The organism is Burkholderia sp. 9775_39, from assembly GCF_015712225.1.
GTDB classification, from domain to species: domain Bacteria; phylum Pseudomonadota; class Gammaproteobacteria; order Burkholderiales; family Burkholderiaceae; genus Burkholderia; species Burkholderia cenocepacia.
Window position 1 is genome coordinate 16,705 of the sequence record NZ_JACCQC010000050.1, and the last position, 10,685, is coordinate 27,389.

Consider the following 10,685-nt stretch of genomic DNA (forward strand, 5'->3'; position numbering starts at 1 on the left):
TCGGTGTGCCGGCGGGACGCCGCGCGTTCAGGCCGCCTTTGCGTCGCGCGCGGCGAGCGTCGCGTCGATCGACGCGGCCGCGCGCTTGCCGTCCTGCACGGCCTGCACCGTGAGATCGATGCCGTCGGTCGCCGCGCAGTCGCCGCCGGCCCACACGTCCGGCAGCGCCGTGCGCCCGTCCGCATCGACCGCGATCCGCGTGCGGTCCGAAGTCAGCAACGTGGCCGTGATGCCGTCCGGCACGAGCGTCTGGCCGATCGCCTTCAGCACCATGTCCGCATCGATGGTGAAGCGCTCGCCCGATGCGCCCTCGAATTCGACGCCCGTCACTTGCCCGTTCGCACCCGCGATGCGCACCGGCTTCGCGTGCGTGACGAGCGTGACGCCGCTCTTTTGCGCGAACTCGCGCTCGGCCCACGTCGCGCTCATCGCGTCCACGCCGCGCCGGTACACCATCGTCACGCGCTCGGCGCCGAGCTTGCGGCTCTGCACCGCCGCATCGATCGCCGTATTGCCGCCGCCGATCACGACCACGCGCCGCCCGACCGGCACGTTCGCGAGCGCGTCGGCCTGCCGCACCTGCTCGATGAAATCGACCGCGTTCATCACGCCGCCCAATTGCTCGCCGTCGATCGCGAGCGCGCGCACGCCACCGAGCCCCATCGCGAGGAATACCGCGTCATGCTGCTCGCGCAGCGCATCGAGCGTCACGTCGCGTCCGAGCGCCGCACCGGTTTGCAGCGTGATGCCGCCCACCGACAGCAGCCACTCGACCTCGCGTTGCGCGAAATCGTCGACGGTCTTGTACGCGGCGATCCCGTATTCGTTGAGGCCGCCGGCCTTCGGACGCGCGTCGAACAGCGTGACACGATGCCCCGCGAGCGCGAGCCGGTGCGCGCACGCGAGCCCGGCCGGCCCCGCGCCGACCACCGCCACATGGCGGCCCGTCTCCGACGCGCGCCGGAACTGCACCGCGCCGGTCTGCATCGCCCAGTCGGTCGCATGCCGCTGCAGCGCACCGATCGCGACCGGCTGCGCATCCTGATGGTTGCGCACACAAGCGCCTTCACAGAGGATCTCGGTCGGGCACACACGTGCGCACATCCCGCCGAGCGGATTCGCGGACAGGATGTCGGTCGCGGCGCCTTTGAGGTTGCCGTTGCCGATCTTGCGGATGAAGCTCGGGATGTCGATCTGCGTCGGGCACGCGTGCACGCACGGTGCGTCGTAGCAGTAATGGCAGCGGCTCGCGGCGGCCGCCGCCGCGGTCGGATCGAGCAGCGGCGCGATATCGGCGAATTCGCACGAGAGTTGCGTGGACGACAGGCGATGCGCGGCGATATCGCCGGTTGGCTGGGTGGTCATACGCGTTCCTTCGGCTGGGTGGAGACAAAGCCGTCCCCGCCGGCTGCGAATGCACAGTCGGGGCGGTCATGCTTAGGCATGCAAATTTCTGACGACAGGCAGCCTCGCGGCTGCTACGGCAGATCCATCATGAAGCCGGCTCGCATGCGCGCGACAGCATCGCGTGCAGCAGCACGTTCGCGCCGGCCTCGATCCATGCGGGCGTCGCGTCCTCGATCTCGTTGTGGCTGATGCCGTCGACGCAGGGCACGAACACCATCGACGTCGGCGCGACCTGCGCGAGATAGCACGCGTCGTGGCCCGCGCCCGACACGATGTCGCGATGCGAATAGCCGAAGCGGTCGGCCGCGCCGCGCACGGCCGCCACGCACGCGGGATCGAACGCGACCGGCTTGTAGTAGAAAATCTGCTCGAGCTCGGTGTCGAGCCCGATGTCGGCCGCGATGCGCGCGACGCCGTCGCGCAGCGCCGCATCCATCTTCGCAAGCACGGCGTCGTCCGGATGACGGAAATCGACGGTGAAGAACACGCGGCCCGGAATCACGTTGCGCGAGTTCGGGTGGACCTGCATCATGCCGACCGTCGCACAGCCGAACGGCGCATGATCGAGGCCGATCCGGTTGACGAGATCGACCACGCGCGACGCACCGAGCAGCGCGTCGCGGCGGCGCGGCATCGGCGTCGGCCCCGCGTGCGCTTCCTGGCCGGTGAACGTGATCTCGTACCAGCGCTGCCCCTGCGCGTCGGTCACGACGCCGATCGTCTTGCATTCCGCTTCGAGAATCGGCCCCTGTTCGATATGCAGCTCGAACGCCGCGTGCAGCTTGCGCCCGCCGCACGGCACGTCGCCCGCATAACCGATGCGCGCCAGTTCCTCGCCGATCGTCTTGCCGTCGACGTCCTTGCGCGACAGCCCGTATTCGAGCGGGAACACGCCCGCGAACACGCCCGATGCGACCATCGCGGGCGCGAAGCGCGAACCCTCTTCATTGGTCCAGATCACGACCTCGACGGGATGCTCGGTCTCGATGCCGTGATCGTTGAGACTGCGAATCACTTCGAGGCCGCCGAGCACGCCGTAGATGCCGTCGAAGCGTCCGCCGGTCGGCTGCGAATCCGCGTGCGAGCCCGTGACGACCGGCGCGGCGTCGGCCACGCGGCCCGCGCGGCGCATGAACACGTTGCCCATCGTATCGACCGTCACCGTGCAGCCGGCCGCCTTCGCCCAGCCGACGATCAGGTCGCGGCCGGCCTTGTCGAGATCGGTCAGCGCGAGGCGGCACACGCCGCCTTTCGGCGTCGCGCCGATTTTCGCGACTTCCATCAGGCTGTCCCACAACCGCTTGCCGTCGACCTTGATCGACGTGTCGAAAGCTGCCCGCTTCACTGTTTCCGATACCGCGTTCATTCGTATCGCTCCTGTGGGGTCGGTGATGTCGTCAGCCCGGTCTGTGCCGGTGCGTGTGATGCCTGTTTCGAGGGCACACCGCCCGGATGCGGTGCATGTCCCCGTCGATTCGCGAAACGCGCAAATCCTGTCCGATTGGACAGGTTTTAGACGATCAAAATGACCAGCGCAACGTCTTTCTTGCGTGACGCGATGGAGCGAGAAACGTGCCACCGCAACGCAGCATCGCGGTGGAATCGCGGCATCCGGATGCGTGCGCGCGACGCGAATCAGCAGCTAGAATGAAGCCCAACGCGGCATGGCCGCCGCGCGAGGGACACGATGAGACATGACGAGGCGGCGATCGAAGCCACCGACCGGGACGAAACGCCCGCGCCTTTGCGGCGACGCAAGGCACACATTCGCGAGTCCAACGAAGCCCATCTGCTCGCGTGCGCGGAAGCCGTATTCGCGGAACGCGGGCTCGCCGGCGCCAGCACCGCGATGATCGCGGAGCGCGCGGGCCTGCCGAAGGCGAATGTGCACTACTACTTCCCGACCAAGCTTGCGCTGTACCGCCGCGTGCTCGACGACCTGTTCGAGGACTGGCATCGCGCGGCCGGCTCGTTCGAGGCCGGCGACGATCCGGTGGAGGCGATCGGCAGCTACGTGCGCGCGAAGATGGCGCTGTCGCAGCGGCGCCCGCTCGGCTCGAAGGTCTGGGCCAACGAGATCATCCACGGCGCGGAACACATGCAGGACATCCTGTCGCAACGCGTGAAGCCGTGGTTCGACGCGCGCATCAACGTGATCGACGGCTGGATCGCGCGCGGACTGCTCGCGCCGATCGACCCGCATGCGCTGATGTACCTGATCTGGGCGACCACGCAGCATTATGCGGATTTCGATGCGCAGATTCGCGCGCTGAGCGGCAAGCGCGCGTTCACGAAGAAGGCGTTCGACGACAGGACCGAACAGGTCGTGCAACTCGTGATTCGCGCATGCGGCGCGGTATCGCCGAACGCGAAGTCGTAGCGCGACACGGCGATCAACCAAATAAAAACGGGCGGCGCGCACCACACGGAAGGTCCCGTGCGATACGCGCCGCCCGCGATGCCACGGACGGACGAACGATGCGTCGCGTTACGCGAGGCGCTCGATCGCGACGGCCGTCGCTTCGCCGCCGCCGATGCACAGCGATGCGACGCCGCGCTTCAAGCCGTACGTTTCGAGCGCGGCCAGCAGCGTCACCATCACGCGCGCACCCGATGCGCCGATCGGATGCCCGAGCGCGCATGCGCCGCCGTGCACGTTGACCTTCTCGTGCGGCAGGTCGAGGTCGCGCATCGCGGCCATCGGCACCACCGCGAACGCTTCGTTGATCTCGAACAGGTCGACGTCGCGCAGGTTCCAGCCGGTTTTCTCCGACAGCTTGCGCAGCGCGCCGATCGGCGCGGTCGCGAACAGGCCGGGCTTGTCCGCATGAGTCGAATGCCCGACGATCACGGCCTTCGGCGTGAGGCCGAGGCGCTCGGCTTCCGAGCGACGCATCATCACGAGCGCGGCCGCGCCGTCCGAAATCGACGAGGCGTTCGCGGCCGTCACCGTGCCGCCGTCGCGGAACGCCGGCTTCAGCGTCGGGATCTTGTCGAGTTTCGCCTTGCCCGGCTGCTCGTCGATCGACACGACGCTTTCCGTCTTGCCGGCCTTCACGGTCACCGGCGCGATTTCCGACACGAAACGCCCTTCCGCGATCGCGCGCTGCGCCCGCGTCAGCGACGCAATCGCGAACGCATCCTGCGCTTCGCGCGTGAACTGGTAGGCCTGCGCGCAATCCTCGGCGAAGGTACCCATCAGGCGGCCCTTTTCATACGCGTCCTCGAGCCCGTCGAGGAACATGTGGTCGAGCACCTGCCCATGACCCATGCGCATGCCCGCGCGCGCCTTCGGCAGCAGGTACGGCGCATTCGTCATGCTCTCCATCCCGCCCGCCACGGCCACGCCCGCCGAACCCGCCAGCAGCAGGTCGTGCGCGAACATCGCGGCCTTCATCCCGGAGCCGCACATCTTGTTGACCGTGGTCGCACCCGCGGCGAGCGGCAGCCCGGCCTTCAGCGCGGCCTGGCGCGCCGGCGCCTGGCCCTGGCCGGCCGGCAGCACGCAGCCGAACACGATCTCGTCGATGCGCTCGGCGGACACGTTCGCGCGCTCGAGCGCGGCGCGAATCGCCACCGCGCCAAGGTCGCTCGCGCTGGCCGCCGCCAGGTCGCCCTGAAAACCGCCCATCGGCGTGCGCGCCGCGCCCACGATTACGATCGGATCCTGAGTCGTCATGATTCGCTTCCTCCAGTGTCAGCGCGGTGCCATGCGCAACGCGCCATCGAGACGGATAACTTCGCCGTTCAACATCGTGTTCTCGGCGATGTGGCGCACCAGCGCCGCAAATTCTTCCGGGCGGCCGAGCCGCGGCGGGAACGGCACGCTCTTGCCGAGCGCGTCCTGCACGTCCTGCGGCATGCCGGCCATCATCGGCGTCGCGAAGATGCCGGGCGCGACCGTCACGACGCGAATGCCGAAGCGCGCGAGCTCGCGTGCGATCGGCAGCGTCAAGCCCACCACGCCGCTCTTCGACGCCGCATACGCAGCCTGTCCGATCTGCCCGTCGAACGCCGCGACCGATGCGGTATTGACGATCACGCCGCGCTCGCCTTCCGCGTCAGCGTCCTGCTTCGACATCGCTTCGGCGGCCAGCCGGATCATGTTGAACGTGCCGACCAGATTGATCGACACCGCGCGCGCGAAGCGGTCGAGCGAATGCGGGCCGTCGCGGCCGACGACCTTCTCGCCCGGCGCGACGCCCGCGCAGTTGACGAGCACGTCGACGCGGCCGAACGCGTCGCGCGCGGCCGCGACGGCGGCCTGACCATCGGCTTCGCTCGTCACGTCGGTCTTCACGAAGCGCGCGGCCGCGCCGAGTTCGTTCGCGAGGCTCGTGCCCGCCTCGTCATTGACGTCCAGCAGCACGGCTTTGCCGCCCTGCGCGACGACCATGCGCGCCACCGCGGCGCCGAGGCCGGAACCGGCACCGGTAATCAGAAAAACGCGATCCTTGATATTCATTCGCAGTCCGTATTCAGGGTTGAGCGGCCTTCTCGGCTTCCATCTTGCGCAACACGAAGCGCTGGATCTTGCCGCTCGGGGTTTTCGGCAGCGCGTCGACGAAGTCGATCGCGCGCGGATAAGCGTGAGCGGACAGCCGCCGCTTCACGTGCAGACTCAATTCCTCGGCCAGTTCCGGCGTGCCGTCGAACCCTTTCGACAGGACGACGAACGCCTTCACGATCTCCGTGCGCTCCGGATCGGGCACACCGATCACGGCAGCCTCGCTGACGGCCGGATGCTCGATCAGCGCACTTTCCACGTCGAACGGGCCGATCCGGTAGCCGGACGACGTGATCACGTCGTCCGCGCGGCCGATGAAGCTCACGGTGCCATCCGGCTCCAGCTCGACGTTGTCGCCGGTCCGGTAGTAGCCGCCCGCGATCGCCGGCGTGTCCTGCTGCCAGTAGCCGCGGAACCACAGCAGCGGCGAGCGCGCGATGTCGATCGCGAGGTTGCCGGGCTCGCCGGGGCCAAGCTCGCGGCCGGCTTCGTCGAGCACCGCGACACGGTAGCCCGGCATCGCGAGGCCGGCCGAACCGGCATGGATGACGTGCGTGAGGCCGTGATGATTGTTGACGACCATCCCGAGTTCGGTCTGGCCGTAGTGGTCATGGATCGGCGCGCCGAGCGCCGCGTGGAACCAGCGCACGACTTCGGGATTCAGCGGCTCGCCGGCACTGCTGACCACGCGCAGCTGGCCTTTCAGCCGTGCGGCCGCTTCGTTGCCGGCCGCCATCAGCATCCGGTACGCGGTCGGTGAACCGGCGAGGCTCGTGATGCCGAGTCGCTCGATCACGTCATAGGTGCTGTCGACCGTGAAGCTGCCCTCGTACAGCGTCGTCGCATGACCGAGGAGCAGCGGGCCGGTGATCGCGTAATAGAGCCCGTACGCCCAGCCCGGATCGGCGATGTTCCAGAACCGGTCGCTCGCGCGCAGGTCGACCGCTTCGCGCATGTACGCGCCGAACGCGAGCAGCGCGTACAGCGGCACCGGCACGCCCTTCGGCAGGCCCGTCGTGCCCGACGTCGACATCATCATGAACAGGTCCGACCCCTTGCGCAGCACCGGCTCGAACGTATCGGACTGCGCAGCGAGCGCCGCGCGGAAATCGATGTCGTGAGCCGGCAGCGTCTCGCCTGCATCGCGCACCGTCGCGACCGCCGGACAGTCGGCAATTTCGTCGAGCTTCGCGCGATTCGCGACGTTGGTCACGACCAGCCGCGCGCCGCTCATGCGCAGCCGGTGCTCGATCGCTTTCGGGCCGAACGCGGTAAACAGCGGCTGGTACACGGCGCCCGCGCGCCACGTGCCGAGGATCGTCGCGACGAGTTCCGGCGTGCGCGGCAGCATGCCGGCCACCACGTCGCCCGGCTTCACGCCCTGCGCGACGAGCAGGTGCGCGACCCGGGCCGACAACGCCTGCATCTGCGCGAAGGTGACGCGATGGTGCTGGCCGCCGGCGTCGATCCAGTCGAGCGCGATCGCGTCCGCCTTCGCGTGCCGGTCGCAGCATTCGACACACGCGTTCAGGCCGCGCTCCAGGTCGCCGTCCAGTTGCGCGGCGGCGGTCTCGATACTGAACCGGGCCACGGCGTCGGCGTAGGCCGGCACCGCCCGGGCGGTAGCTCCTTCAGGCATGCGTGTCTCCTGTGCGTTATGGCCGCCGGCGAGCCAGGGGCGCGACGGGGATACATCGATAGTAGACAGCCCCTACATTGCAATCAATGACAAACGGAATCTAGAATCGTGATCGCTTTTGCCATGTCGGAGGACGCAGGAAAATGGGGCCGCAGATGATTTCGCCGGATTTCGTCGACGATGCGCTTGCGTGCCTGCGCCGGCGCGGCCTGCCGACCGCGCCCGTGCTGCGTGCGGCGGGGCTGCCGGCCGCCGTGCACGAGCCCGTCACGCCGCAGCAGTACGGCCGGCTGTGGCTCGCGATCGCCGGTGCGCTCGACGACGAGTTCTTCGGACTCGCCGCGCGCCCGATGCGGCGCGGCAGCTTCACGCTGCTGTGCCACGCGGTGCTGCATGCCGGCACGCTCGACAAGGCGCTGCGGCGCGCGCTGAAGTTTCTGCGCGTGGTGCTCGACGAGCCGCACGGCGAGCTCGTGGTGGCCGACGGGCAGGCGCAGATCGTGCTGGCGCAATCGGGCGCGCCGTACCCGGCGTTCGCGTACCGGACGTTCTGGCTGATCCTGCTCGGCGTCGCGTGCTGGCTGATCGGCCGGCGCATCCCGCTGCAGCGCATCGATTTCGCGTGCCCGAGCGCCGGCCAGCGCCGCGACTATCACCAGTTCTTCGGCGTCCCCGTGCATTTCGACCGGCCCGACAGCCGGCTCGCGTTCAACGCCGCGTACCTCGCGCTGCCGACGATCCGTTCGGAGCAGGCGCTGAAGACCTTCCTGCGCGGCGCGCCCGGCAACCTGCTCGTGCGCTACCGGCACGACACCGGCTGGGTCGCGAAGACGCGCGCGCATCTCAAGGCGCGGCCGGCCGCCGAATGGCCCGACTTCGACACGCTGGCCGTGCGCCTCGACACGACGCCCGCGACGCTGCGGCGGCGTTTGCGCAGCGAAGGGCAAAGCTTCGCGGCGATCAAGGACGAGTTGCGCGGCGCGCTCGCGCAGTCGCTGCTGCGCGGGCACGCGCTCAGCGTCGCGGAGATCGCGGCCGAGCTCGGCTTCACCGAGCCGAGCGCGTTTCATCGCGCGTTCCGGAAATGGACGGGGACGAGCCCCGGTGCCTTCCGGCGCGACGTGCATGCGGCTCAGGCGGAGTCTTGAATGGCTGATGGATGTGGAGCGCCTCGTCATGTGCCGTCGATACGCTCCAGTCCGGTTTCTTCTGCGTTCCGGTGCGAATCCGCGCGGCGTTCACCGCACCGCGGAGCCGGCACGACGTTGCGCCGCGATCCGTCAGACCACATACTGGTCGGCCAGTCCGGACGAGGTTGCGTCGATGGTGAATGTCGATCAGGGCGCCGCTTCGATCTTCGGCGCGATCGGAACGGCCGTGTCGTTGCTGGCGGCGATTCCTTACGCGCTCGCGATCTATCGGCGCACCGTGCGCCCGCATCTGTTCACGTGGCTCGTGTGGTCGGTCGTCACGGCGATCGCGGCTGCCGGCCAGTTCGTCGCGGGCGCGGGGCCGTCCGCGTGGTGCACGGCGGCGATCGCCGTCACGTGCTTTCTGACGCTGATCGCCAGCCTGTTTCGCGGCGAACGCGGCTGGACGGGCCTCGACTGGCTGTTTCTGTGCGCGGCCCTGTCGGCCATTCCGCTGTGGATGCTGACCGACGATCCGACGGTATCGATCTGTCTGGTTACGCTGATCGAGCTTGCCGGCCTCGGCCCGACCGTGCGCAAGACGATCCGCGATCCGTGGAGCGAGAGCCTCGCGTATTTCGCGCTATGCGTGCTCAAGTACGCACTGGCGCTGCTGGCACTGAGCACGTGGAGTGTCGCGGTCGCGTTCTATCCGGCCGTCAATCTCATCGCGTCGATCGGCATCTGCATGGTGATGCTGGTCCGGCGTCAGTCGTTGTCGAACGCGCGGTAGGCTGCGTTTGTCACCGCCATGCCGCTCCCCTTCCGAAATGATGCGAGGCCTGACATGGATGCAATCCGTACCGTCATCGAACCCTATGAGACCGCGCTCTGCACAGCGATGCTGAGCAACGACGTCGAAGCGCTCGACGCGCTGCTGGACGACGATCTGGTATTCACCGCCCCGACCGGCCAGGTCATCTCGAAGGAGGACGACCTCACCGCGCATCGGGCGAAGCTTCTGCGTCTCGACACACTCGACGTCCTCGAGAGGCGCGCATGCGCGATCGACGAGATGATCCTGACCACGACGCGAGCGACTCTCGCCGGACATTTCGATGGCGCGGCATTCGCCGGCACGTTTGCTTATACGCGGGTCTGGCGTCGATCGGGCGCCCACTGGCGTGTCGTCGCCGGACATGCGTCGCAGGTCATGTAACTGCGACGGGCGTGTGAGGATGAATAGTGTCGAGCAAAGCCGCTGCGAGCAGCCGGCCGTCGACCGGACGGTGAGATGCCGCGATCCCGACGATGCACTGATGAAGGCGCGACACGGTGTCGGCAATGACGAGAGACGAAATGCACAAGCTATTTACCGTGCGTTCCGCGCGTGCCGCGGACGCAGACGAACTCACGCGACTGGCGCGCCTGTCGAAAGCGCACTGGGGCTATCCGAAGGAATGGCTGGACGTGTGGCAAAACGATCTCACGATCTCGCCGGAGACGATCGAAGGGGCGATCGGTTATGTCGCGGAATCAGGCGAGTCGATCATCGGGTTCTGGATCCGAGCATCGTTGAATTCGGATCGACCAACGCCCGGATGGCTGTTCGTTCATCCCGATCACATGGGTCAGGGCGTCGCCCGTGCGCTGTGGGAATCAGTTCGGACCGAGGCCGCTGCGAGAGGAATCAAGCGCTATCCCGGGCAGATTTTTTCCGATCTTGCGGATCATGGTCTGATGGGTGAGGAGATCGCAGCAAGATGGCTCACTGCGTACGGTTGACGAGATTGGGCTACCGACTGCGGCAAGCATGTTTTTTTGGCACGCCAATGCAAAAACCCCCGCCTTTCGGGCGGGGGTTTCTGGCTTGAGGGGAGCCTGACGATTACCTACTTTCACACGGGAATCCGCACTATCATCGGCGTAGAGTCGTTTCACGGTCCTGTTCGGGATGGGAAGGGGTGGGACCGACTCGCTATGGTCATCAGGCAAAGGGGGT

General features: G+C 67.8%; 10 protein-coding genes and 1 rRNA gene. 5 read left to right on the plus strand and 6 right to left on the minus strand.

What is annotated here, in order from left to right:
• Positions 1 to 27 precede the first annotated feature (27 nt).
• Together H0X90_RS34375 and H0X90_RS34380 are read right to left on the minus strand one after the other, a co-directional pair.
• Positions 28 to 1,365 carry an NAD(P)-dependent oxidoreductase gene (locus H0X90_RS34375; protein ID WP_060268460.1) on the minus strand — a complete coding sequence of 446 codons (1,338 nt, stop codon included), beginning with the start codon at positions 1,363 to 1,365 and terminating at the stop codon, positions 28 to 30.
• Between the two features lie 127 nt (positions 1,366 to 1,492).
• The gene (locus H0X90_RS34380; RefSeq protein ID WP_006498608.1) at positions 1,493 to 2,773 is read right to left on the minus strand and encodes a Zn-dependent hydrolase; all 1,281 of its coding nucleotides are present in this window, start codon (positions 2,771 to 2,773) and stop codon (positions 1,493 to 1,495) included.
• A gap of 321 nt (positions 2,774 to 3,094) precedes the next feature.
• Here H0X90_RS34380 and H0X90_RS34385 point away from each other — a divergent pair, with 321 nt between their 5' ends.
• The gene (locus H0X90_RS34385) at positions 3,095 to 3,787 is read left to right on the plus strand and encodes a TetR/AcrR family transcriptional regulator (RefSeq protein WP_006485720.1); all 693 of its coding nucleotides are present in this window, start codon (positions 3,095 to 3,097) and stop codon (positions 3,785 to 3,787) included.
• Positions 3,788 to 3,895: 108 nt separating this feature from the next.
• On the opposite strand, the gene H0X90_RS34390 is transcribed toward H0X90_RS34385, so the two are convergent.
• The 3 genes from H0X90_RS34390 to H0X90_RS34400 are packed head-to-tail and all read right to left on the minus strand — an operon-like array spanning position 3,896 to position 7,553.
• Complete coding sequence (locus tag H0X90_RS34390) at positions 3,896 to 5,086, minus strand: acetyl-CoA C-acetyltransferase (RefSeq protein ID WP_034203774.1); 1,191 nt, start codon at positions 5,084 to 5,086, stop codon at positions 3,896 to 3,898.
• Positions 5,087 to 5,104: 18 nt separating this feature from the next.
• Positions 5,105 to 5,872: a 3-hydroxyacyl-CoA dehydrogenase gene (locus tag H0X90_RS34395; protein WP_077188670.1), complete on the minus strand. Its 768-nt coding sequence runs from the start codon at positions 5,870 to 5,872 to the stop codon at positions 5,105 to 5,107.
• Between the two features lie 13 nt (positions 5,873 to 5,885).
• The gene (locus H0X90_RS34400; protein ID WP_058903770.1) at positions 5,886 to 7,553 is read right to left on the minus strand and encodes an acyl-CoA synthetase; all 1,668 of its coding nucleotides are present in this window, start codon (positions 7,551 to 7,553) and stop codon (positions 5,886 to 5,888) included.
• A 143-nt stretch (positions 7,554 to 7,696) separates the two neighbouring features.
• On the opposite strand from H0X90_RS34400, the gene H0X90_RS34405 reads away from it, so the two are divergent.
• The 4 genes from H0X90_RS34405 (at position 7,697) to H0X90_RS34420 (ending at position 10,468) form a co-directional block, all read left to right on the plus strand.
• On the plus strand, positions 7,697 to 8,701 hold the full coding sequence (locus H0X90_RS34405; RefSeq protein WP_077188671.1) for an AraC family transcriptional regulator: 1,005 nt from the start codon (positions 7,697 to 7,699) through the stop codon (positions 8,699 to 8,701).
• A gap of 175 nt (positions 8,702 to 8,876) precedes the next feature.
• Entirely contained in the window at positions 8,877 to 9,476 is a 600-nt protein-coding gene (locus H0X90_RS34410; protein ID WP_060214614.1) for a hypothetical protein, read from the plus strand.
• 54 nt (positions 9,477 to 9,530) lie between these two features.
• A complete protein-coding gene (locus H0X90_RS34415; protein WP_077188672.1) occupies positions 9,531 to 9,902 on the plus strand; it encodes a nuclear transport factor 2 family protein in 372 nt (123 codons plus the stop codon).
• A 140-nt stretch (positions 9,903 to 10,042) separates the two neighbouring features.
• Positions 10,043 to 10,468, plus strand: coding sequence for a GNAT family N-acetyltransferase (locus H0X90_RS34420; RefSeq protein ID WP_227739749.1), 426 nt, complete (start codon positions 10,043 to 10,045; stop codon positions 10,466 to 10,468).
• A gap of 94 nt (positions 10,469 to 10,562) precedes the next feature.
• Here H0X90_RS34420 and rrf read toward each other — a convergent pair.
• A 5S ribosomal RNA gene (gene rrf, locus H0X90_RS34425) occupies positions 10,563 to 10,675 on the minus strand.
• Positions 10,676 to 10,685 lie beyond the last annotated feature (10 nt).

What these genes read in the sequence shown, in the direction of transcription:
- H0X90_RS34400 (WP_058903770.1), bottom strand. Translation starts at nt 7,553, where the DNA reads ATGCCTGAAGGAGCTACCGCCCGGGCGGTGCCGGCCTACGCCGACGCC.
- H0X90_RS34385 (WP_006485720.1), top strand. Translation starts at nt 3,095, where the DNA reads ATGAGACATGACGAGGCGGCGATCGAAGCCACCGACCGGGACGAAACG.
- H0X90_RS34375 (WP_060268460.1), bottom strand. Translation starts at nt 1,365, where the DNA reads ATGACCACCCAGCCAACCGGCGATATCGCCGCGCATCGCCTGTCGTCC.
- H0X90_RS34415 (WP_077188672.1), top strand. Translation starts at nt 9,531, where the DNA reads ATGGATGCAATCCGTACCGTCATCGAACCCTATGAGACCGCGCTCTGC.
- H0X90_RS34405 (WP_077188671.1), top strand. Translation starts at nt 7,697, where the DNA reads ATGGGGCCGCAGATGATTTCGCCGGATTTCGTCGACGATGCGCTTGCG.
- H0X90_RS34395 (WP_077188670.1), bottom strand. Translation starts at nt 5,872, where the DNA reads ATGAATATCAAGGATCGCGTTTTTCTGATTACCGGTGCCGGTTCCGGC.
- H0X90_RS34390 (WP_034203774.1), bottom strand. Translation starts at nt 5,086, where the DNA reads ATGACGACTCAGGATCCGATCGTAATCGTGGGCGCGGCGCGCACGCCG.
- H0X90_RS34410 (WP_060214614.1), top strand. Translation starts at nt 8,877, where the DNA reads ATGGTGAATGTCGATCAGGGCGCCGCTTCGATCTTCGGCGCGATCGGA.
- H0X90_RS34420 (WP_227739749.1), top strand. Translation starts at nt 10,043, where the DNA reads ATGCACAAGCTATTTACCGTGCGTTCCGCGCGTGCCGCGGACGCAGAC.
- H0X90_RS34380 (WP_006498608.1), bottom strand. Translation starts at nt 2,773, where the DNA reads ATGAACGCGGTATCGGAAACAGTGAAGCGGGCAGCTTTCGACACGTCG.